At 35.6% G+C, this 23,259-nt stretch carries 24 protein-coding genes; 21 read left to right on the forward strand and 3 right to left on the reverse strand.

Annotated elements, in window-relative coordinates:
* The first annotated feature begins 8 nt into the window (after nt 1-8).
* The 17 genes from AB1349_01540 to AB1349_01620 all read left to right on the forward strand — a co-directional run bounded on the left by AB1349_01540 (nt 9) and on the right by AB1349_01620 (nt 19,512).
* On the forward strand, nt 9-767 hold the full coding sequence (locus tag AB1349_01540) for a hypothetical protein (protein ID MEW6556019.1): 759 nt from the start codon (nt 9-11) through the stop codon (nt 765-767).
* Nucleotides 768-4,514 carry a DNA adenine methylase gene (locus tag AB1349_01545; protein ID MEW6556020.1) on the forward strand — a complete coding sequence of 1,249 codons (3,747 nt, stop codon included), beginning with the start codon at nt 768-770 and terminating at the stop codon, nt 4,512-4,514. It begins immediately after the preceding gene.
* Complete coding sequence (locus AB1349_01550; GenBank protein MEW6556021.1) at nt 4,472-6,001, forward strand: HK97 family phage prohead protease; 1,530 nt, start codon at nt 4,472-4,474, stop codon at nt 5,999-6,001. Before AB1349_01545 ends, AB1349_01550 begins: the two co-directional genes overlap by 43 nt.
* Nucleotides 6,002-6,033: 32 nt before the next feature.
* Nucleotides 6,034-7,326, forward strand: a complete 1,293-nt coding sequence (locus tag AB1349_01555; protein ID MEW6556022.1) for a phage major capsid protein — start codon at nt 6,034-6,036, stop codon at nt 7,324-7,326.
* A gap of 101 nt (nt 7,327-7,427) precedes the next feature.
* The gene (locus AB1349_01560) at nt 7,428-7,628 is read left to right on the forward strand and encodes a hypothetical protein (GenBank protein ID MEW6556023.1); all 201 of its coding nucleotides are present in this window, start codon (nt 7,428-7,430) and stop codon (nt 7,626-7,628) included.
* Nucleotides 7,629-7,680: 52 nt separating this feature from the next.
* On the forward strand, nt 7,681-7,983 hold the full coding sequence (locus AB1349_01565; GenBank protein MEW6556024.1) for a hypothetical protein: 303 nt from the start codon (nt 7,681-7,683) through the stop codon (nt 7,981-7,983).
* Between the two features lie 43 nt (nt 7,984-8,026).
* Nucleotides 8,027-8,860 carry a hypothetical protein gene (locus AB1349_01570; GenBank protein ID MEW6556025.1) on the forward strand — a complete coding sequence of 278 codons (834 nt, stop codon included), beginning with the start codon at nt 8,027-8,029 and terminating at the stop codon, nt 8,858-8,860.
* Nucleotides 8,857-9,291, forward strand: coding sequence for a hypothetical protein (locus AB1349_01575; protein MEW6556026.1), 435 nt, complete (start codon nt 8,857-8,859; stop codon nt 9,289-9,291). The genes AB1349_01570 and AB1349_01575 overlap by 4 nt, the downstream gene beginning before the upstream one ends.
* Entirely contained in the window at nt 9,288-9,788 is a 501-nt protein-coding gene (locus AB1349_01580) for a hypothetical protein (protein MEW6556027.1), read from the forward strand. Before AB1349_01575 ends, AB1349_01580 begins: the two co-directional genes overlap by 4 nt.
* Before the next feature lie 42 nt (nt 9,789-9,830).
* Nucleotides 9,831-11,066 carry a hypothetical protein gene (locus tag AB1349_01585; GenBank protein ID MEW6556028.1) on the forward strand — a complete coding sequence of 412 codons (1,236 nt, stop codon included), beginning with the start codon at nt 9,831-9,833 and terminating at the stop codon, nt 11,064-11,066.
* 27 nt (nt 11,067-11,093) lie between these two features.
* A complete protein-coding gene (locus AB1349_01590) occupies nt 11,094-13,049 on the forward strand; it encodes a phage tail sheath subtilisin-like domain-containing protein (protein ID MEW6556029.1) in 1,956 nt (651 codons plus the stop codon).
* A gap of 29 nt (nt 13,050-13,078) precedes the next feature.
* Nucleotides 13,079-13,576 carry a phage tail protein gene (locus AB1349_01595; GenBank protein ID MEW6556030.1) on the forward strand — a complete coding sequence of 166 codons (498 nt, stop codon included), beginning with the start codon at nt 13,079-13,081 and terminating at the stop codon, nt 13,574-13,576.
* Between the two features lie 63 nt (nt 13,577-13,639).
* Nucleotides 13,640-14,458, forward strand: a complete 819-nt coding sequence (locus AB1349_01600; protein ID MEW6556031.1) for a hypothetical protein — start codon at nt 13,640-13,642, stop codon at nt 14,456-14,458.
* A 173-nt stretch (nt 14,459-14,631) separates the two neighbouring features.
* Complete coding sequence (locus tag AB1349_01605; GenBank protein ID MEW6556032.1) at nt 14,632-17,388, forward strand: phage tail tape measure protein; 2,757 nt, start codon at nt 14,632-14,634, stop codon at nt 17,386-17,388.
* Nucleotides 17,389-17,985 carry a hypothetical protein gene (locus AB1349_01610; GenBank protein MEW6556033.1) on the forward strand — a complete coding sequence of 199 codons (597 nt, stop codon included), beginning with the start codon at nt 17,389-17,391 and terminating at the stop codon, nt 17,983-17,985.
* A 10-nt stretch (nt 17,986-17,995) separates the two neighbouring features.
* A complete protein-coding gene (locus AB1349_01615; GenBank protein MEW6556034.1) occupies nt 17,996-18,295 on the forward strand; it encodes a LysM domain-containing protein in 300 nt (99 codons plus the stop codon).
* A gap of 38 nt (nt 18,296-18,333) precedes the next feature.
* The gene (locus tag AB1349_01620) at nt 18,334-19,512 is read left to right on the forward strand and encodes a hypothetical protein (protein ID MEW6556035.1); all 1,179 of its coding nucleotides are present in this window, start codon (nt 18,334-18,336) and stop codon (nt 19,510-19,512) included.
* A 32-nt stretch (nt 19,513-19,544) separates the two neighbouring features.
* Here AB1349_01620 and AB1349_01625 read toward each other — a convergent pair whose 3' ends face one another.
* From AB1349_01625 to AB1349_01635, 3 genes are read right to left on the reverse strand one after another with little or no spacing between them, the layout of a single operon-like run.
* Nucleotides 19,545-19,949: a retropepsin-like aspartic protease gene (locus tag AB1349_01625; GenBank protein ID MEW6556036.1), complete on the reverse strand. Its 405-nt coding sequence runs from the start codon at nt 19,947-19,949 to the stop codon at nt 19,545-19,547.
* Entirely contained in the window at nt 19,939-20,127 is a 189-nt protein-coding gene (locus AB1349_01630) for a DUF5678 domain-containing protein (protein ID MEW6556037.1), read from the reverse strand. Before AB1349_01630 ends, AB1349_01625 begins: the two co-directional genes overlap by 11 nt.
* Nucleotides 20,128-20,146: 19 nt before the next feature.
* Nucleotides 20,147-20,377 (reverse strand): antitoxin family protein, encoded by a 231-nt coding sequence (locus tag AB1349_01635; protein ID MEW6556038.1) that lies wholly within the window; start codon nt 20,375-20,377, stop codon nt 20,147-20,149.
* 61 nt (nt 20,378-20,438) lie between these two features.
* Here AB1349_01635 and AB1349_01640 point away from each other — a divergent pair, with 61 nt between their 5' ends.
* Genes AB1349_01640 through AB1349_01655 form a run of 4 tightly spaced genes read left to right on the forward strand, consistent with a single transcriptional unit; the run spans nt 20,439 to nt 23,247 of the window.
* Nucleotides 20,439-21,629 (forward strand): phage baseplate assembly protein V, encoded by a 1,191-nt coding sequence (locus tag AB1349_01640; GenBank protein MEW6556039.1) that lies wholly within the window; start codon nt 20,439-20,441, stop codon nt 21,627-21,629.
* A gap of 12 nt (nt 21,630-21,641) precedes the next feature.
* On the forward strand, nt 21,642-21,968 hold the full coding sequence (locus AB1349_01645; GenBank protein MEW6556040.1) for a hypothetical protein: 327 nt from the start codon (nt 21,642-21,644) through the stop codon (nt 21,966-21,968).
* Nucleotides 21,965-22,135: a hypothetical protein gene (locus AB1349_01650; GenBank protein ID MEW6556041.1), complete on the forward strand. Its 171-nt coding sequence runs from the start codon at nt 21,965-21,967 to the stop codon at nt 22,133-22,135. Before AB1349_01645 ends, AB1349_01650 begins: the two co-directional genes overlap by 4 nt.
* Entirely contained in the window at nt 22,132-23,247 is a 1,116-nt protein-coding gene (locus tag AB1349_01655) for a hypothetical protein (GenBank protein MEW6556042.1), read from the forward strand. Before AB1349_01650 ends, AB1349_01655 begins: the two co-directional genes overlap by 4 nt.
* The last annotated feature ends 12 nt before the right edge of the window (nt 23,248-23,259 follow it).

Below are 23,259 nucleotides of genomic sequence, written 5' to 3' on the forward strand. Positions count from 1 at the left end.
AAAAAGCCATGACAATAAATACAGAGACACAAGAAGAACTGAATAATGAAGTTTACAAATTAGATAAAGATGCTGACTTAAGTAAAAAGAGCAAAGAAGCACTCTGGTATGATGATGCCATACTTCACTATCGTTATCATAAAGCAAAACAGGGATTGAAATATCAGGGCTGGAGTTTAGAAGATTTTGTCAATTTGCATGTACTAATCTTACAAGAACTTAAAAAACGTAAATTACCACATTTTGACCGCGATGATGAATTAGATATGGATACAAAACCTTTTTTGAAACAATATGCTCCTATTGAACCATCAGGTGAAAAACTTGGTGAACGAATTTATTTGAAAGATATATTACCATACTTTAAAACATTTTTAATCCGTAAACCGTATATCTGGCTTGTTGGCGGGCTGGTAGTGAATGGCAGTACAGAAGGTGATATTGACTTATTAGTTAATGATTCACCTGATATAAGGCCAGAATTTAAGCATATATTAGAATGGCGGATAATGAGAAGTTTCCCGAAAGAATACTGGTCAAGATTTCAATTCCATTATAATCAGTTCTGGGGACCATTTACAGATCATCTTCCTTTGTATAACTTAACTTTTGAACGTTGTCCTGATACAGAAATTATTCGTATGTCTGCTGATAGTCAAAAAGAAGATATAGAACAATTTATTCTGAAAGATTTTACAAAAGAAGAACTATTGGAACTTATTTACTGGACAGAAAATAAACTTAAGAGTTTAGAAGAGAAAAAATAAATGAATATAAAAGATATACTCATTAATTTCAAGAAAAGATTACTTGAACAACTTGGTGAGCTCTTATTTTTCAAACAAGAAGTGCGAACAACTAATCCAGAGATACAGCGTCAAGCAAAGGCATCATTAAAGGAAGATAAGATAAAACTATTCAGGTTTTTTATTCCATTAAAATCAGCATTTTCACCATTTATGGCTTACAGATTAGCTGAGAAATATAAGGTCAGCGATGTAATTGCACACCTTAAAGAAATTGCTGAAAGAAGAAAATTAGGTACTGAGATACCTGCTGTTATCCTGCAGAAAAAATACGATGGTATTCGTGGGCAGATACACAAATCTAAAGATAGAGTTTTGATTCTAACTGATGATGGCACCAATGTAACTGCCCGGCTACCGAATGTAGTTAAAGAAGTTTTAGATATTGAACATCCTGAAGAATTTATACTTGATTGTGAAATAGAACTCTGGGAGAATGATAAACATCTGCCACGAGAAAAAATTGCCGGATATTTACACAGTAAAGATAAGCCGGATGATTCAGAAATCGTGGTAAATGTGTTTGATATCCTCTACTGTTATGATAAAGAAATACAGCATAAAGAACTCAATCTAAATAAAGGTGATTTACATAATGAAGCACAGCAAATTCGGTTAAAATACCTCAATTTAATTCAATTTGGACAATCAGTAATAGATGAGCCGGATACAAAAATAAAACTCAATTTAGCACCTGCGGATTATGTTGATAACATAAAGGACTTAGAAGCATCATTACAGAAATTTGCTAACTCTGCATATTCAGAAGGTTCAATGATTAAACTGGCTGATTCAATCTATCCTTTGAACGGTGTAACAACAGAAGTGGTAAAGTACAAAAAATATGTAGATGCACATGTAAAAATTTGGCGTGTGAATAAAACCAAAGTTCCAACTGTATTCAATTATGATTTTGCTGTGGGATTCAGGAAAGAAGATTTAGTTGACCCTAAGACAATAGTAAAAATTGGTGATAAAGAATACTCTAAAGCAGGCAGATCATATAACACTGATGTTAAATGTGAAATCGGTGATGTAATTACTATTCGGTTTCATACCATTAACTTGTATCGCAATTTAGAGACAGGTAAAATTCGTATACATCTTTATGAACCACGATTTCACGAATTAAGAACATTTCAACAAGAACCAGATATGATTTCGCAGATAATTGAAGTAGGGAGGGAAGCAGGTTTACTTGAAGAAAAGACAGAAACCAAAGACCTTGCTTTAGCGCCTGAAATAATTACTGATGGAGAACCAGATGGTGATATTCTCAAGATAAATTATTTAGGTAACAAACGCAGGTTTGCCAAGCTAATTGTTTCCAAGTTTCCTAAAAATGCAAAGAAAGTGTTTGACCCTGCCTGTGGTTGTTCAGCAGTACTCATGGAAGCAGCAAAACAAGGATATGAAGTCTGGGGTAATGATATTTCTATTTATCCTTACTGGTTCTCTAAAGGAATCTTTGAAGGAGCAAAACTCAATGAGGAAGATGCAGAAAAAATACTTTCTTATAAAAAACACGATGGCTGGCTGACTACAGAATGGCAAGGACAGTATCCTGAAGTTAAAGATTTCAGAAGGATTTTGGACGGTCTTGTATTGCAGTCAAAAGAATTTCAGGGAGCAAAATTATGGTCAGTAAGAGCAGTCTTATGCAGGTTTTTAGGAGCATTGTTTGGTGATGTCCCTTCCTGGTTGTGTGTTGAATATGCTCGTGGTAGAACTCCAAACCTGAAAGTAACCTTAAACAATTCTATTAAAGAGATAAACAGTTACATAGAACAGATTGGTGGTAAAGGAAAAATAACCAGTGAAGATGCACTTAAAATGAGAATGCCTGATACAGATATTATATATTTTGACCCACCTTATTTCCCTAAAGGTCGTGGTCCGATAAAATATTTCGCCTGGTATAAAGTAATCAATTCTTTATTACTTCAGAAAGAATGGAAACCTGATGCAGAAGAGTTGTCACCTGAGAACTTGAAAATCTTATTAGAAAAACTGTGTAAACATTCAAAATATTTATTCCTATCAACAGAAAGGAATTCTCGTATACCATGGCTAAGTGAATTAAAAAGACATAAAAATAAAGTTACTGTCCGAAGGTTATCTTACGAACAGCAATCAAATGTAACAGGTAGAAGTACTCACCAAAGACAGAACCTTATTTCAGGTAAAAGTGCCATTTTGATTAAACAACAAGATCCATATTTACGTTATCCACCAGAAGATGAAACTTATAGATATGTTGTACAAGAACACTGGCGTGGATCCTCTATGCACAACGACTTCAGGTATGAGATTATCAAAAATGAGTTACTATTAGGTTGGACAATAGATTCTTTAATCAAAGGAACAATAAAAGAGCCTATAACAACTTTATCACAAGCAAAGGAACTTAAATTTGATGATTACTCTAAAATAAACTGGGATACAGGTGAATTTAAGAAACGCAAAAAGAAAGGTGCAGAAAAATTAGTTGATGTTGAACTTGCTTGTCAAAGGAAAAGTCCGGAACCCTTCGCTTGGTTAGAAGTAGAAGGAGTAGCTCCAACAGGAAGTGTTGGTGCAACCAAAAAATTTCCAGGCGTGTTTCGTATTGTAGATAAAGGCACAATTGAAGTAGGTGCATTGAAACCCTGGTTAGCAGAATATTTCCCTAAGTCATCTCGCAACCAAGGTGGATTTAGATACCGTATTTTTTTCAGACAGCTACGCACATCTGCAATTACCGGAAAAGAAAAATTTATTAAATCAATAGAATCACAAAAAATTTATGACGCAATAAAACAAGCTTTCACCAGCGTTGATTTAAATCCTGAAGATAAAGATTGGGATTTAAGAATTATGGAGACCATCAAGCAAGAGATTAAACCTTTACCTGTAAGTGAAACAGAATTTCGTGAAGAAGCAGCGTGGTTTTTAATAAAACCTATTGACCAGACACCATATGTCCTATCAGATAGGGCAGTAGAAGAGTTATGGGTTTCACCACAAGGAATTTCTGCATTGCCTAAAAGTATTCGTGAAGAGATACCAAAAGAATACAGATACTGGTTATTAGAAGATGAAAAGAACCGTCGTGCAATAAGAGATAAATTGGTTTCTGCAATAAAGACAGGAGAATTGAAAATAGATTTTGGAAAACTTACAAAAACATTACAGGATGCAAGATTTGTATTGCAATACCATTATTTTACTAAACGGGGACAAAAACCTGTCCGTGCAGGTGCAACTTATAGTCATTATGACCTGAGAATAGATACAGATAAACCATACTTGATGCACTGGGTAATGGATCACAATATAATTGATGCAAACCAAACTGTTGGTTATTACAAAGAAGACAAGGATAAAAAAGTTCTTGAAGTTGGTGGCACGGAAGATAAACCTGAATATTTCCCACCGGGTAGTTTACTTAATCCAACAAAAGATACAGCAAGTTTTGTAGTCAAATTGGATGAGGGTAAGTGTATAGTTCTGATTGACCGCTATGATTTAAAGAAGGTTCAATTCAAAGGTAAAAAACTACGCGGGTTATGGTTACTTGAAAAAAAGAATGATAACTGGCTCATTGAACGAACTCAGGCAGCACCTGAAATAAAAGGGAAAGGTTACTTCGTCAGTGCTATACAGAAGGAGGCAGGAACAGAATTATGGACATCAAAGGAATCAATTTCCAGTACAATTTTGACATAACAAAAACATATGAGGAAGAAGGTAATTGGATAGTAGAAGGACTCTGTGCAACGAGTGATTTAGATTTGCAGGGAGATATTATTACCCAGAGAGCATTAGAACTATCCGCAAAAGACCTTGAAGAATATTCTACTGTATTACATAACCACAATGAAGATGAAGCAATAGGTAAGGTTATTCGTTCGGAATCCGTAGAAGATGGTTTATGGTTAAAAGTATTTATTTCAAAAACAGTACCTGACATCTGGCAGAAAATCAAAGAAGGAGTACTGAATAAATTCAGTATCCGAGGTAAAGTATTAGAGGCTAAAAAAACATGGATAGAGAAACTACAAAAATTTGTCAAATTTATCCTGCGGATGAAATTAGTAGAAGCGTCCATAGTAGCAGTACCAGCAAATGCTAAAGCCAGGACGTTGAGATGGTACATCGAGAAAGCACTCGATGAGTTTGAAAAAAACGGAGGTGAATTAGAAACCATGAATGAAAAAGAATTGGAAGAGTTAGCAAATAAGAATCAAACTGATCAAGTAGATTCACCCAGCCCCTATATACAGGAGCTGGGTTCACAAGAAGAAAAACAGGATGGGAATGTTCCTGAAGATGAAGAAGAGCTTATAGAAGCAGTTGATGAGCCGGATCTGGAAAATACCGATGAAACAAAAGTTGAATCCACTAAGGTAGATAAACAGGAAAATAAAAAGTCATCTGCCGAGTCAGAAGAAATAAAAGGATTCCCTGCACCAGAAAAATTATGGCAGGAATGGTCAGAGTATTGTAAAGGCAAATCTGCCTCAGGCACAACAGCTAATGAACTGGTTTGGGATGTATGGGTAGAGTTCTGTAAATATAAAGGATATCCATATCCTTACCCGTATCCGTATGCAAGACCATTTGTTCCTCAAGCACGACTCAGGGAATTAATATCGCTTTTGGATGAGTGGATAGAAGATGAAGAAGACCCGGATACTAAAACAATGTTAGAGGAAATCAGATCTATCTTGAGAAACCTCACAGGTGAAAGATACCCCTATCCGTATCCCTACCCGTATCCTAAACCGTCTAACAGAACGACAAAATCAGAAAACCTATCTGAAGAGAAAATAGAAAAAATAGGTAGAAAAATTTCTGCCAAACGGTTAGCTGAACTGAAAAAATTAGCAGAGACACTTCAGAGCTTAATTGCTGAATTAACAGGTGAAACGAAGACAAACCAAGCTGAAAAACAGGAAGTAATAAAGAAAGATGAGCTCAAATCAGAGACCAAAGATGAACCCAAAGAAGATTCAAGTAAAGTCAGTAAAGATATAGAAGAAAAGTTTGTGAATACTTTTGAGAATCTGACCAAGAACCTGCTTAAACGAATTGAGAATTTAGAAAATGTAGCAGGTAAAAGTCAGGTAATCAAAGGTCAGGAAGATGAAGAAGGTGAGGCGGAAAAAGGTTCAGTCTGGAAAGGTGTTATCCGTCCACTTTATGAGAAGTAGAAAAAAACACAATACAGGAGGTGTTAAAACAAATGAGTAGAAACGATGAATTAATAAGGAAAACAGTTGAATCGTCTGATTTCCTGAATGGTGGGTTATTAAACCCGGAACAGCAAACTGAGTTTATTAAACTTGTCCGACAGTATTCTAAAATGATTCCATTAGTAAGACAGGAGCATTTAACTGTACCTAAAAAGGATATTGATAAACTGCATATTGGTGAACCGGTTACTCGTAAAGCAGAAGAGAATGTTGCCACAGGACCAACAGGTAAACCTGTTTTTAACCAGATAAAGATAGAGACTGAAAAGGTAAAATCCGAATGGCACATAACAACAGAAGCACTGGATGAAAATATTGCCAGAGAAAAATTAGAACAACAGGTTATGGAAGCAATGATGCAGCAGATTTCTACTGACTTAGAGAATTTGGCTATAAATGGTAATGTGAACTTAACCGATGACGGGACACCTATAAGTGCATTACTTCGTGCAAATGATGGCTGGGACAAATTAACTGATGATGCCCATATTGTTGATGTTGAAGGGAACTATATTTCAAAACGAGTCTTTGCTGCGATGCTGCGCCAGATGCCAAACCAGTATCGTAACGACCCCACTCTGAAATGGTTTCTATCTAAAGGTGTGCATGTAGACTGGATGGATTTGAATGCTGACAGAGCATCAGCAACAGGTGATGAATCGCTTGCCGGTAAAGCACCTGCTCCTTTCGGTATTCCAATAGTTGAGGTGCCTTTGATTCCAGATGATAAAGATCTTAAAGTTGGTACCGCTACCCGTGCATATCACTTAGGTAAAAGAACAGGTCCGTTCCAGATTCGTAAAGGTGTGAATGATATCCTCAACATTGAAGTGGATAATACCGGTCCAGTGAGAGTTGAACTTCCACAGGGTACTTTTGAAGCATTCCAGATTGCCGGGCTTATAAATGGTAGTGACGCTAAACTAACCGGTGTAGCAAGTGACGACGGTGAAGGTAAAGTATTCTTACAGAGTCCAACCACCGGTGCAACTTCAGAGATTGATATTAAAGATGGCACAGTAAATACTACTCTGGGATTCACTGTAGGAGTATATGTTGGTGGTGCAGAAGGTGGAGCAAATACAGTTAAAGAAGGTTCTTTTATCTGGTTATCTAATCCAAAGAATTTTGTCTGGGCAATATACAGAGGTACAAGGGTATATTCCAAATTTGTCCAGGAAAATGACCGTATAGAGACAGTTGTTTATAACCGTGTTGATGGACAGATAGAGAATAAGAATGCTTTGGTGAAAGCTGTTAATATTCGTGTAAGAACATTCTAGTCACTTTCTTTTCGTAGTGAAAAGAAAGTCGTTAGCAACGACAGGCAGGTAACCAAAGAAAAACTATTTTTATTAAGTCCGTTGAGGAGGTGCTATGTCATATGGCTGAGATACGAGTGAAATCTAATTTCGGTGAAGCTGGTGCCGGTATTTACTGTCCTGGAGAAGTTGGTTTGAAAGAGATACTACAAGCAATTGTAGAAAACCAGCAAAAAATATATCAGGCAGTAAATGAATTAAATACCAAAGCCAAATTAGAGATTACTTTACCTGAGTTAGATAAAATCATATTTGAAAAATGATCCCGATTGAAACATCGGGACAAAGAAAAACTATCTATTGAGGAGGTCTATCATGGCTCAAGCAGTTGCTTATTTTAAGTCTAAGAAAGCCTTATCTTATCAACGTCAAGGCAGTTTAGGTCAGGTTTATCTTTTTAAACTTAACGAACCAGTAGCAGTCAGATTAGAACAGGATATAAGTTTATTCCGTAGCGATACTAACCTAATTGAGACGACATCTACTGGTGAACCTATAACCACAGAGACTGATAGTGAACAGATACAACCTCTGAGTCATGCATCAGTACGGGTTATTATGGATAAAGGAAAAGATAAATCAATAAAAGAGAATTCAAAAAAGAAATCTAAAAAATGAACCCCTCAACTTTGTTCAGGGTTCATACTGAGGATATTGAAGTATGAAATTTCCTTTTGAATATACAACTATTTCCAGACTTCGGAATGAAGGAATAAGTGTTCAAGAACTTGATGATCAGCGAGCCAGGGACATAATTGAACTTATGTCTCTGTACATTAACAGCCTTACTGACCAGTGGTTTACGCCTGTAGAAGATACTGTAAGTTTAGATGGAAACAATACATCAAGTATCTTTTTAAGAAACCTAATTCCGATAATAAAAGTTAAACGGCTCTGTGTTTCTGATGAAGTAATTGAGCCGGAGAAATATCAAATAGATTGGCGTAGAATAAGATTGTTAGAAGGACATTTTCCGGAAGGAAGATTGAACATAGAAATAGAAGGAGTATTCGGCTGGTTAGAGAATCAAAAAGAGCAATCCGCTTTATTACAGAGTGAAATAATAACAGGATCCGTAGAAGCAATATTAGATTCTGTTGAAGGATTTAATGTTCGTGATATCGTAGATTTTATTGATACTAAAAATCACGGCATAAGAATCATTATAAATGAGATTGATGTACAATCAAGAAAACTTAAATTTGATTCTGTTAGAGTAACTCTAAAAATTGAACCAGGAGCAAAAGTAATCTCTTACGGTACTGTACCAAAATTGATTGAAAGAGCTTGTATGTTACTTGTGATAAACAACAAAGAGAAAATTAACTCTGCTGAATGGTCTGAAAAAAAGTTTTCCGGTCTCTTAAAACGAGAAACTGTTGATAATTACTCCTGGGAAATATTTCAGGAGGCAGCTGGGATGATTACCAGCGATCCTCTTACTGATGAAATTCTTGGTAATTATTGTCCACCACCAACTGTTGAGTTTATATGATACCTCAGAGGATGAATTTAGTAAAAGTGAAATTATTACTTTTAGCACGCAAAGGAAGAGAAGTCAGTACCAATATCCAAACACCAGTTTTAGATAAAGATTTTTCCGAACCTAAAGGTGCTAAAGTGTACGGTTCAAATCAGGGCAGAAATATACCTTTAGAAGCATCAGCGCAGGTAGATTACCGAAGGACAGAACAGCGGACAAGGACATCAACAGGAGAAGTTCCTGAATCAAATGGTCATCTGGTTTTTAAGTCAGACACTTTTGATAGTTTATCTGACAAACCCAAACGAGGTGACAGGATAGTAGAGATAGCGGGAAGACCTGTGGACTATAAAATTATTGAAATTAGACCTCAAGCACATTTGCGAGGTATAGCACATTTAGTTTTTGTTTATTTTCAACATACACAGGAAGGACTGACATGACTTGGAAATATGGTGATTGGAATAGATTAAAGAATTTCCTTAACAGAAACAAAATTCAGAATACGGCAATACAAGAATTTTCTAATGCAATAAGAAGGGGTGCATTATTGGTCTTGAGAAATATCAGGATGGGTATTGTCCGTCAGCGGTCAGAATGGCCACCGTTGAGTGAGATTACTCTACGCAAGAAAGCACCTAAGACAAAGAAACTGATTGATACAGGTGAGATGATCAGGTCAATAATAGCAATATTTCCAACTAAATTAACTGCTGAGGTAGGTATTCCTAAAGGCAAACAAGCGGGTAATGGAAAAACAACTCAGATTCATGTTTATGCTACCACACAAGAAAAAGGTGCAATAATTCGTCAGAATGGCAGAACAGTAGTAATTCCCAAACGACCATTTATTGAACCCGGCTTTGAAGAATCAGTTCCTACTCTTGCGGAATTTAATTATCAGGCAGCAAAAAATATGATGGATAAACTGATACGATAGTTTCATCCTGAATGAAATGAAGGATCTCAAAGGATATTAAAAATGCCAACAAAAGAGATTATGTTTTTAGATAAAAAACAATTTGAATTTGATGATGTGAAAATTGCTTTTGTTCCTCCGATAATAAAGTTAAAAAGAACAGATGGAAATGGAAGGTTTGCATGGGATGGCAAATTTCAAGGACCTGCTGAAATTATTTGTCCGAATTTTCAAGCAGGTGGTTTAACTGAGTTGTTTGCTTTTGAAGAATATTGCGAATATAACGGTGGAAATATAATGTATCAGTTATCCAATGACAATGGTAAAAAATGGTTTTATTGGAACGGAGCAAGTTGGATAGAAACTGTATTGGATTTTAATACAGCAGAAGAAATAGACAAAAATATTTCTTCTTTTCCTTTGACTGCAGAAAGACAGATTAAACTAAAAATGAAACTTTCTCCATCAACAGATTTCCTGAATTCACCTGAACTAAAAATAATTGCACTGCATTACGAATTAGACTATGACTGGTTTGAAGATATAAAACGCACATTAAAACATTATTTAGAAAACAATTTCAGTCCAAAACTTACCAGTGCAATGGTCATTCCAATAGATACTGCTTTAATAGTTTTAAATACAAATTTTCAAGTGAGAGATATAACAGGTGTGTATAACCTTACCGCGGATCCTAACAGGTTGGTCAATATATTCAGTTCATTAGAGCAAATAGAAACTGGTAAAGACCAGAATGGAGAACCAATAATTGAGAACCGTATAAACTTGAGTTCAATACAATCTGCTAACAGCATCATTGAAGTTTGTTACAGAGGTACAGTTCCTGTATTTCTATCAGCGGATGAAGATTTTCAGGTAGCGAGGTTACCTTCAATATTAGTGGAGGTACCGTCTGTAACCGAGAACTTAAGTTTACGCAATTTTGATAGAAAAACAGAACGCAGTCAAACAAATTTCATAGCACGGACAAGACAGCAGCCGGTATGGTATGATGCACAGATAATAATCTCCTGTATATCAGAATCTGAGTTAGAAAGTCTGAAAATGGTCCAGGAGTTACAAAGAATATTCAACATAAAAGATATGAAACTTGTATCAGAAGCAAGTGGTGAAGAACTTGAAGTTTATGACCTATCACCATTTACTGATTCTGATAGACCGACTATTGGCTTATCGGTTAAACAAATAAATTTTATTCTCTGTGGAAGATACTGGCTTGGTAAGTATGAAGAAAAAGAACTTGCACAGGAATTAGAACTAAATGTTCAGCAGATTTAAAGGAATTCAAAAGGAGGCGAGTAAACTATGGTAGAAACATTACATCCGGGTGTATATGTAATAGAAAAATTTGAAGTACCACCTGCATTTGAAGGTGTAGGAGTTTCAACAGGTGGTTTTATAGGAGTAGCAAAGAAAGGTCCAACACAATCGGCAGGGTTTGTTTCAAGTTTTACAGAGTTTGTCAGAAAATATGGTGGCTTCTATAAAGGTAATTACCTTGCATATGCAGTAAGAGCATTTTTTGATAATGGTGGCACGCGATGTTTTATTGCCAGAGTAGCAGGCCAGGGTGCAGCACAGTCATTTCATATTTTAAATGACTACGCTGGAAAAAACACCTTAAGAATAACAGCAGCAAATGCTGGTGACTGGGGTAATAGAATATCAGTTGATACTTTGAAAGTAGAAACTACTACAGAGGGAGAATTAGCAGGAGGTGCAACCTCAGTAGTTTTATCTTCAGTACGTGGTATAGAAGTTGGTGATTTACTTGATATTACTGACGGAGCAAATTCAGTTCAAGTTTATGTAGTTTCTGTTAACACTTCAACAAGAACAATTACTTTCCGTGCAGTAGATTTAGTCACACCTATATCAGCCGGTGCAAAAATGAGAACATCAACTACTCATAAGGCAAATACTTCTTTAGTAAAAGAATTACTCAATGGAGCAAAACAAGCAGAACTCAGGTCTTCAAAAAATATCCGTATCGGTTCGGTCCTCTATATTGATGATGGCACAACAGGAACAAGTGTTTTAGTTAAAGGTATTTCCGGGAATACAGTATTTTTTGACCCTGTAAATATACCTGCAACAATTAATCAGAATGCTATTGTTGTAAGTCAGGAATTCAACATCAAAGTATATGATGAAGGTATATTAGTAGAAACACACGAATTCCTTTCTTTAGAACCGAGCAATGAAACTGACTATGTAGAAAAACGACTTGCAGGTAGAGGTAATCTATCTGAATTTGTCATTGCTACTGATGAAAAAAGCACAACAGGTGAATTACCTAAAAAGATTCCTTCTCCAGTCTTACAGGTATATCTGAGAGATGGATTGGATGGTTCAGCACCTACTGATGATGAGTATATCGGTAAGCAGAGTGAACCTAAATCAGGGATTTACTTATTTGATGGAATAAAAGAAGTCAATATGATTTCAACTCCAGGAGTGACTTCTCTAACAGTTCAGACAAACGGAATTACTTATTGTGAGAACAGAAAAAACTGTATGTATATCACTGAAACACCACTTGAAGTAGATACAGTTCTTGAAGCAGAAGAATACCGAAGCCGAATACTAAATATTGACTCAAGTTATGCTGCACTTTACTGGCCATGGATTGTTATCAACGATCCTACTTCAGATAATGTCCAATTGAATATTCCTCCAAGTGGTGCTGTCCAGGGAATATATGCTGATGTTGCAATCCGCAGAGGTGTTCATAAAGCACCTGCTAATGAAAGAATCAGAGGTGCATTAGGATTAATAACTGATGGTAAGAACATTGATTATGATGCAGCACAGGATATACTCAACCCGATAGGTGTAAATGTCATCAGACCTTTTTCTGGCAGAGGAATACGAGTCTTCGGCGAACGGACATTATGGACAGTTAAAGATGGCAGACACTATGTCCATACCCGCAGGACGCTTATATTTATTGAAGAGACAATCAAAGATAATTCTTTATTTATCAATTTTGAACCTAATGATGAAGACTTATGGCGAAATATTGAAATATCTGTTTCAGCATTCTTGACTGATGTTTGGCGCTCAGGTGCATTGCAACCAAGGGATGATAAATCAAGAGCATTTTTCGTCAAATGCGATGCTGAAAGCAATCCATCCTCATCAGTCAGGTTAGGCAAAGTTATCTGCCAGGTAGGAGTCAATATAACAGGAACTGCTGAGTTTGTAATCTTTTATGTTACTGGTTTTGATGGTGGCAGATTAGTAGAAGAACTTGGCTAAAACATAAATTCCATAGGAGGTGGTTTAAAGTGAGTGTAAAAATTATTGAAGGAAGAAGAGTTGATCCTTTTCGTGGGTTTAAGTTCCGTGTAATAGATGTCCCTCGTAGATTTGAATCCGCAGGATTTACTACTGTTTCTGGCTTGAACACAGAGACAGAAGTAGTTGAATATCGTGAAGGTGATTCTGCCGGTCATATGCATAAACTTCCCGGACTTACCACTTTTGAAGATATTACACTTTCACGTGGTAAAAGTACAATTGATGATTTCCAGATCTGGCGGAATGAAGTTTATGAAGTTGACCGTGGTGGTGGATTACCTGATCGTGAATTTCGCAGGAACTTAATTATTGAATTAAGAGATTATCAAAATGTACCTGTAAAATCCTGGGAAGTGAGAGATGCCTGGGCAACAAGGCTTGAACACGGTGACTTAGATGCCACATCATCTGATGTATGGATAGAAACATTGGTTCTTGCTCATGAAGGATTAAAAGCATTGAATATACAAGAATCAAGAAAATAATCCCGATTGCAAATATCGGGACAAAGAAAAGATATTTAGTTTAAAACCCGAAGGAGGACAAAGATGGACGAAGAATTAACTAAAAACAAAGAAATCTCAACAATAGAAAAACAAAAAGAAAAAATACCTGTTCTTTATTTATCCTGTGGAATTTATGATGAAAAAGGCAACCTGCATCGTGAAGTAACTTTAAGTAAAATGACTGGCAGGGACAGAAAAGAAATCGCCAGCCAAGATGTAATGCGTAATGGTGGACGTGTCATCACAACCTTACTTACCAATTGTATAAAGACCCTCGGTGATTTAGACCTGTCAAATCGTGAACATAAAACAAAACTTATCCGAGAAATGCTTTCTGCTGACCGTACCTACCTTATACTTCAACTGCGTAAAATATCTATCGGTAACAGTATTCTATTAAATCTAACCTGTCCGAACTGTAATGAAAAAAACGAGTTTGATTTTAATATTGATGAAATTGAAGTTAAACCATTAGAAAAAGAAGAATTCTACAGAGAAGGAAACTACGAAAGAATAATGACAATTGATTTACCTGAATATAATGCCAATGCAGTATTACGTTATCCACAGGGCTATGATGAAGAAATAATATTTCCATTAATCAGATCTAACCCTGTAGAAGCAGGACAGAAAATGCTATTAAGGTGTTTAAAAGAGTTCAATGGACAGACAACATTTCCGTCTAATTTTTTGGATGATATGGAAGTAGGTATCCTGGATGCTTTAACAGATGGATTTATTTCCCGACAACCGGGACCTGATATAAAACCAACAATAGAATGTTTCAGTTGCAGACAGAACATAAGAGTGGAGGTATCCGGCGTGGATTTTTTATTCTCCCCGACACGTCGGGGCAGATAGATGAAGAAATATTCACAATAGCATTAACTTTAGGTTGGTCTTACAATGAAATACTTGATATGCCAGAAGATGAAAGAAAACAGTGGTATAAATATTGTGCAGAGTATCATGAGAAAATATCTCGTGCAGTAAAGACAAATATACCAAAAAGAAGGAAATAGGAGTGTGACAGAGTGGCTGATTTTTCTCGGGTTTTAGGATTAGGTGTAATTTTAAGTTTTAAAGACAGGCTATCAGCAAAAGTAGGAACAGCAGCAGCTAAATTAACTGCCTTAGAAGAAGCTGCTGGAAGAAGTGCTACTCGGGTTCAGAAGTTGACCACTGCATTTAAAGTAGGTGCAGCAGCAATGGTTGCAGGTGGAGGTATCCTTGCAGGATTAGGTATTGGAATAAAAACTGCTGCTACTTTTGAAGACATAATGTTTAATGTGCAGAGAACAACAGGTTTTACTGATGAACAGATACAACAACTATCAAGAGAGTTAATTATCCTCTCTGCTAACTTACCATTATCTGCTGAAGAGTTAGGTAAAGTATCAATTTTAGCCGGCCAGTTAGGTATAGGCGTAGAGGAAGGTATAGAAGGGGTTAAAGCATTAGCATTTAATGCAGCTCGCATGGCAAGAACAAGTGAATTAACAGAAGAACAGGCAACAGAAGCATTTGCACGACTGGCAAAAATCTTTGGTTTAAGTATCAAAGAAAGTGAAAAGATAGGTTCAGCATTAGTTAAGATGGCTAATATCTCAACAGCAACAGCAGGTGAAATAGTTGATATGAGTTTACGGTTCGGTGGGTTAGCAAATGCTATGGGAATAACAATGGATGAGGCAGCAGCGTTTTCTGCTACGATGCGTGATGCAGGTATAATGGTAGAATTAGGTGGAACGGCGATGATGCGGATAATAGCAACCATGGCAGAAAAGACAGAAGCATTTGCAGAGATTGTTGGTCTATCAGCACCGAAGTTTAAAGAACTATTTGGTAAAGCACCAGCTAAAGCATTACAACTTTTCTTTGCTGCGTTCGGTGAAATGAAAAAAGAAGAGATTATTGAGCGGATGGAAAAATTAGGTTTTGAAGGTGTCCGGGTTGGTTCAGTAGTGTTTGGATTAAGCAAGCAGACCGAAGCACTCGCAAGGAATTTAAAAGAATCATCTGTTGCATTTTCTCAAGGAACTGTTTTAGGTGAATTATATGAAAAAATGACAAGAAGTCTGGATGATAAATTAGCAACTTTATGGGGCAGTATAAAAAATCTATGGATAATTATTGGTATGGCATTAATTCCTGCAATTAAACAGGTGGTTGACTGGGGTATTAAATTTCTTACCTTTATATTTCATTTACCCAAACCTGTTTTAGTAGGTGCTACTGTCCTGACTGCATTAACAGGTGTAATATTATTTGTCGGTGGAGCAATAACCACTCTGGTGGCTACACTCGGTATATTAAAGATTGGTCTTACGCAGAGTGCTATTGCCTGTGAATGGTTAACCATTGCCCAGTATGGTGGCTTAAAAGCATTGGTTTTATCACTGGCAAGATTTACTGCTTTAAATATTCAATTAGCAATAATGAAAACAGGAATGTTCATTGTCGCTGTTGCTACAAAACTCTGGACTGCCGCCCAGTGGTTACTCAATGTTGCTTTAACTGCTAACCCTATTGGAATTGTAATTGTTGCTATTGGTGCATTGGTTGGTGCAATTATTTTCTTACTTGTAAAACTTGGTTTATGGAATAAAGTAGTTACAGCTGTCTGGCCTGTTCTTTTAGTACTTAAAAATATTGCAATCAGTCTTGGCCAGGCTTTAATAAAATTTCTGTTTCTTCCGCAGCAGTTATTAATTCAGGGGTTTATTAAACTACTTCAAATGTTAGGATTATGGAATAAAATTACACCTGGAGTCAGAGAAGTAATTTCATCTTTAGCAGATCCATTTAAGTTATTCGGAAAAATAGTCCCGAACATAATTTCTGGTATTATTGAATGCTTTAAACATTTAGGTAAAAATCTAACAAATATATATTCCTGGATTGTTGATAACATGCAGATATTAGTCAGTGGAATCTCAGATGCATTCAAAGGAATTTTTAACATCTTAAAAACAGCAGCTAAATGGTGGTTTATTCTCTTAGTTCTACCAGTGTATGCAGTCATCGGTGTAATAATAAAATTTATCAAATGGACCGGTATTTTAGGATTAGCAATAAAAATTGTAGGAGTGACATTAAAGATATTCAGTCAGGAAATAGTTAACCTTTTTAAGATATTAGTTTTACTCTCTACAAAAATAGGCGAAGGAATAATATCAGTTTTTCAAGGTTTAATAAAAACACTAATCCCTGTCTGGAAAATGTTTGTTAAGAGCGTACAATTTGCTTTTAATGAGGTAGTTGCACTTACAAAAACAGTTGGTAAATTTCTGTATCAGTACGGAGTACAACCATGGATAGAAATTGGTAAAGGAATTGTGAATGTATTCAAGAATGTTATCTCGGTAGTTTCTTCTGTTTTTGAAAAAATAAAAGATATTGTTATGACACCAATAAAATTTGTCTGGAATACTTTAGTTGATTTAACTAAACAAGTCCCGAAAGTGTTATTACCACAGGTCCTGCAGAACTTAAAACCATTAGCAGAAGGTGCAATAGTAGTCAAAGCAACTCCAGCAATAATAGGTGAAGCAGGCCCAGAGGCAGTTTTACCTTTAACTTCACCACGGTTCCAGGAAGCAGTTGAAAAACCTGTCCAGAGAAAAATCAGAGAACTGGCAGATGAAGGAGTAAAGATAATTAAGTTTATGGTTACTATACCGGTAGAGATTGATGGCTACCAGATAGCAAAAATAGTTCGTGAATTTGAAGAGGAAGAAAATATACGCAGTTTTGTTGCACCGGTAAGATTAGTAAGAGGAACAATATAAATGCCCATATCTTACGAAGAACGAAAAGCACAGATATTAAATGAAGCGGGTATATCACCGGAACCTGTTAGACCAAAACAATTAACTGTTGAGACAACTAAAAAACGGAAATTCTTAACATGTTTAGGAGCAAGCAGTAACCGTGCTTTATTAGTTAGAGAAGATAACTTAAGTGATTTTCTTATTTTTCATTACAATCCGCCCGAATTCAGTGATGCTGAAACTGCTGAATATTCTGACGGTGAAACAAAAGGTTTAGCAAGACCAATTAAACAATACACTCGCGGTGGTGACAGGACAGTATCATTCCAGTTATTCTTTAATACTTTTGGTAGAAAAAGAAACGACCCTTATCAGAAGACAGTCGAAGAATCAATTAAATGGCTCAGAGAAGTTAAATCACCTGTTGTACAGTCAACCTCAACTGGCGGTAAAGTTCCCCCCAGACTTTATTTTATCTGGGGACAGTTACCACCATTCAGATGTATTTTAACAAGTATGAATGTGGTAAGGACAGTGTTTGACCCGAAGACAAAAGAAGCATTAAGGGCAACAGCAGATATAACACTGATTGAATATATAGACGCACCCTTATGAGAATAAATTTATGATTTTTCCAGGTTCAAGATATAAAGGAGTTCCTTATTCAGCAATAAAACTAAAGGATGAAAAAATAGTAACAGTCCTTCATCAGAGACAGTTTGTCAAAAGGGAAGATATTGGTGAGAACTTTATTATTTATGAAGTTCAGGAAGGAGATGAGTTAGATTTACTTGCTTATAAGTTTGGTGGTAAAGCACGACTCTGGTGGCTGATTGCAGATATAAATGAATTAGATTATCCTTGGACATTAAAGCGTGGTCAGAAACTGATTATACCCAGTATTGAAGAATTTGCTAAGAGATGACACAAAGTGTCATCCTGAACAGAGTGAAGGATCTCATAATGATAGATCGCAGTCAACCTGTTTATAGGATAAAAATTGAAGGAGTGGATTTAGAAAAGTTCGGTTACAACTTTATTGTTGAATCAGTAATGACTGAGGAACATGATACATTAGCAGATATATCTAAAGTGGTGATAGTCAATAAGGACCTGAAATTTACCAATGACCTTATGTTTTTAGAAAAATCAAAAATGGAAATATTTCTTGGATATCCGGAAGAATTAGAATATAAAGGATGTTTTTATTTAGATGAACCAAAGTTTGTTTTCCCTGAACAAGGTACACCTAAAATAATTCTATCAGGCAAAGGTGAAGAGATATCGCTTGCCTATTCTGAAAAAAGAAGAGTATTCAGAAACATCACTGATTCTGAATTAGCAGAGAAAATAGCAAAAGAGTATGGATTAAAGACAGATATTGAACCTACTAAAAAACGGTATGACCAGATATCACAGATGAATGAATCGGATATTGCATTATTACATAGACGAGCAGGATTACATGGATTTTTGGTTTATGTGGAGAATGGAACTTTACATTTTCATCCTGTAAGAAATGAAGATTCAGGAATTAAACTTACTTATGGTGGTGAGCAAAGTAGCCTGTTGAGTTTTGAAGTTAAAGAACAACTTTTCCTGCGTGCCTTAGAAGTTATCAGCACCTGCAGAGATAAGTTCAAAAAAACAGTTGTGGATGTATCCAGTGAAAACGAACCCGATGAATTTACAAAAGCTCAATCTGACAGGGATGTAAGAAGGTCCTATGAGATAGCCAAAAGTAAACAAGAACAGGCAAAAGGATATCTCTTAAATAGCGGTCATCTGATGGATGCAGAAGAACTTGAAGAGCAGACAAAATCAGCCGGGATGGTTTCTCAATGGTTCATTGAAGCAGAAGCAAAATCTATTGGTTTACCTAAAATCAAAGCAAAACGAATAATAGAGTTTGATGGATTAAAGAATTTCAGTGGGAAATATTATGTAAAAATGGCAAGACATATGATCAGGAATGGATATACTGTTCTTATGGATGTAGGAAGTACTGTTACCGGCAACTTGAGACAGGGTGAACCTTTGAGTCCTGTGTATTCCAGTTCTGCTGGAACTCGTTTTCCTGACCGAGAAAAAGATAATCAGATAAAAAAAAGCAAAATACTTTCAGTCGCTGAAATAATATAGGTGACAAAAATGCGATTTTGTATGAGGTGTATTTATTTGATAGGAATCAAAATAATTTTCTTGTTTTTATTATCAAAATTTACATTAAATTTTCTGAAGAAATCTATTCGTCCTAAAATGAATGGAGTTTGTTCATTTTCAGAAAAGAAACATCTGACCTTTGATGTGATATCTCGGATTTTTATCTTGATACTGCTGATATATACTTTTACTCCTTTCCCCTCAATCCCATATGAGCGTTCACTGGGACAACTTTTTAAATCAATACCAATCGCCTTTGCCATTGATTTTGGGAGCATAGAACAATCAGCGCCTGAATCAAGAATAAAAGAGACCGGAATATATCCATACTTTGTTTCAAGTTCAACAGTTATTTTTGGGTCAATGACTTTACCTAAAGTTGTAAGTTTTTCTTTTAAAGGGAATTCAATAGACACAGATTCTTCCTTTTGGTTCGATGTATTCAATGGTCAAATTTTTATCACCAAGTTTTTCTTTGACTTGTTTGAACAATTTATCTGTAGTTTTTTCGGAGGCAACAACTTTGCCTTTGAGAGTTGCAATGAATTTACCACCATATTTTTCTTGAAGTTGAATATAAGAAAGATGTTTCATTTTTATCACGCTCCTTTAATTATTTTCCGTAGAGGTATTTGTCATGATTTCTACTAACGTCAGTTCGTCCACTTTTTATGATGCCACAATATTTTTTAAGTGCCTTCTTTTGAGATTTAACCAATTGTGGTATTTCTTCTTCTGCAGGAAATATCATCAATTGAATCTTTTTGTGCTCAGGCAATTTAACTTTTTCAAGTGGCCTGAAGATACCATTTTCATAAACTGCTGTAACTGTTGTTTTTGCCATGTTTTTAACTTCTTGCTAAATATAATATACAAAATATTAAAACAAAAATCAAATAAAAATTATGAAAAAAATATTTTACGGTAAATATGCAGGTCAGGTTTTTGATAATAACGATCCTAAAAAACTCGGCAGGATAAAAGCATTGGTTGAGGAAGTGGGTTTTGTCTCTGAACCTACTGACTGGGCCTGGCCATGTGTTTCTCCTTATGGCGGAATCAAAGATACTGGCAGTATCTGGGTACCAGAAATCGGTATGAATGTCTGGATAGAATTTGAATCAGGTGATGTAAACAAACCGATATGGTCCGGTGTTTACTGGTCAGAGCCAGGTGGTAAATCAGAAATACCTGAGTTAGCAAAAGGTATTCCAGATGAATCAACCAGGATACCTAAAGAATTAGACCAGGCAGAAACGGGCTCAGGTAAGATATTCAATGAGCCACCTTCTGCTTTTGCTGCTAAGTATCCATATAACAAAGTGATGAAAACAAAATCAGGCCATATTATTGAGATAGATGATACACCAGGACAAGAACGAATACATATTTATCATAAAAGCGGAACATATAAAGAGATAAAACGTGATGGAAGTTTAACAGAAAAAGTTATCGGTAAACTTCACAGTGTTGTAATTGGCGATGTTGTCCTTCATTATAACAATAAAGTTTATATTGTAGTAGAAGGAGATATTGAAGAAACAAACTACAGAACTAAAACAGTCTACCTTAAACAAGGATTAAATGAAATTGTTGATGGCCCGATAACAAGGGAATATAGCAGTGACGAAACAATAACAATAAAAGGCAAACGAAGAATAAACTACAAAGGTGGGATAGAAGAAAATTTCTCGGGTTCAATATCTAAATCAATAATCGGTAGTGAAGCAAAAGTTATCGGTGGTGCTAAAGACACAATGATTTTAGAGACAGAAAGAAAACAGATCGGTAATGCATCAGGTCAGAACATAGCAAAATCAGTAGATATTTTATTAGGTGATTATGTGTTAAATTTAATAAGTGGGAATCAAAAGATAGAACTTAAGTTAGGAGATTTTATTCTTAATTTACTTACGGGTAAGATTGATTTAAAAACACAGGTAGGGAATATTTTAATAGAAACATCCACAGGTAATATTCAATTAAATGGTGGTAATACACTTTTTGATGGTGTGGTAACTAAAAGTTGTATGTGTCCGTTTTTAGGTTCACCACATATTGATGGTTCTATCAGAGTATTAGCAAAGAAAATGTAGGAGATAGAAAAGATGCCACTGAACAGTGCAATACTAAAAAATATTGTTAACCAAGCAATGCCGACTAAAGAACAGATAAAGAATGATATCTGGCAGAGTTTACAATCTGCTGGATTTAAACAACACGGGTTTGAAGGAGTACCTGACTTAAAAGATATTTCAGATAAGATCGCTGAACGGTTATGGCAACATACAAAAGAAACATCTGACATATTATGTGAAAAGATAATTGAACATATTATAACAAATGCAGTTGTGTCAACTACAGTGCAGGTGGTAATTACCTGTCCTGCGGGACCGGGGACAGGAACTGGTACCGGCACAGGAACAATATCATGAAATGGGAAAGTAATAAAACACCTGGTGTCGTAGAAAAATTAAAGATTCTAAATAAAAAATTAGAAGAGATTATTACTCTTGTATGTTCAAGAGACATAAAAAAAGTTTCCACATTAAAGAAACTTTTAGAATTAAAAACAAGAACAACTGAAGATATAAAATCATGACAGGATGGCAAACACTTAATTTATCTGATTTATTACCTTCTGAACTTGAGCCGTTAGTAAATCAGGCAGGTAATATTGCACAGAGTATTTCTGGTATTCTATCTAACATGGCCAGTGTAGTAGATACCATAACACCATTCATTGTAGATTATGTTGACCCTGTAGAAGTAATTGTTCAGAGTTTTGTTACAGAGGTGCAGAACTTTTTATCTGACTTAAAAAATACTGGAGTGTATCTGTTAGCAATACCAGGTCCAAAAACAGTTAAACAAAAACAGAGCACAGATAAGTTTTTTGAAGTTATAGAGAATTCATTTTATGATGTTGGAGATCCTGATAGACCGCAATTCAGTGAATCAGCAAGTATTGCCGGAGTGGTCGTTCTTGTTGGCAGTTTTACTTTTTCTGGAATAGCAAATGATTTAAACAAGTTAGGTAGAGTATTTGGAATAAAAGATTTTTCAGATGTTTTCAGAACAACCATTAAAAAACCACAACTTGTAACTCATTTGGTTTCTGCAGTGGAACCTTCCTTAAAGAAACAGAACTTAAAAGTTCAAACTACTGAAGGATTTGTACCTTCCGGAGCAGTTCTAATTGATGATGAAATAATTGAATATGAAGATAAAACTACTGATGAATTTATTAACTGCCGGGTTTTAAGGAAACATCTGACAGGTGCTGAAGTCACTCCTGGATGGAAGTCATTTATAGGTGAGCCACCTGACTGGAACAGAACTAAAGTTATAGATTTATTTCCTTCTTTAGGAAATCTTTTAAGAACAATAGAATCATTTGTGAACAATGTATTACAGGCGCCAAAAGTATCTCAAGTAATCTCAAACTTCTCTAATTTACTTCAGGATAAGGCTAATACTTTATCTACTATTGCAAGTTATCTCAATGTAGCATTGAATAATTTAGTTAATGACTTCCCTGAGACAGGATTCAATATATTGAAAATAGCGCCTGTTACCGGTGGCAATAGAGCATTTATAGAAACAATGAAGAATGGAGAAAATAAACCACAATATTCAGAAGATGCTTATACAGCAGGAATAGTAATTGTTACAGGCAGTGCGGGTTATGAAGTCTTAGAAAAATTCTTCTAACAGGAGACCGGA

The organism is Elusimicrobiota bacterium, assembly GCA_040757695.1.
Taxonomy (GTDB): Bacteria; Elusimicrobiota; UBA8919; order UBA8919; family UBA8919; genus JBFLWK01.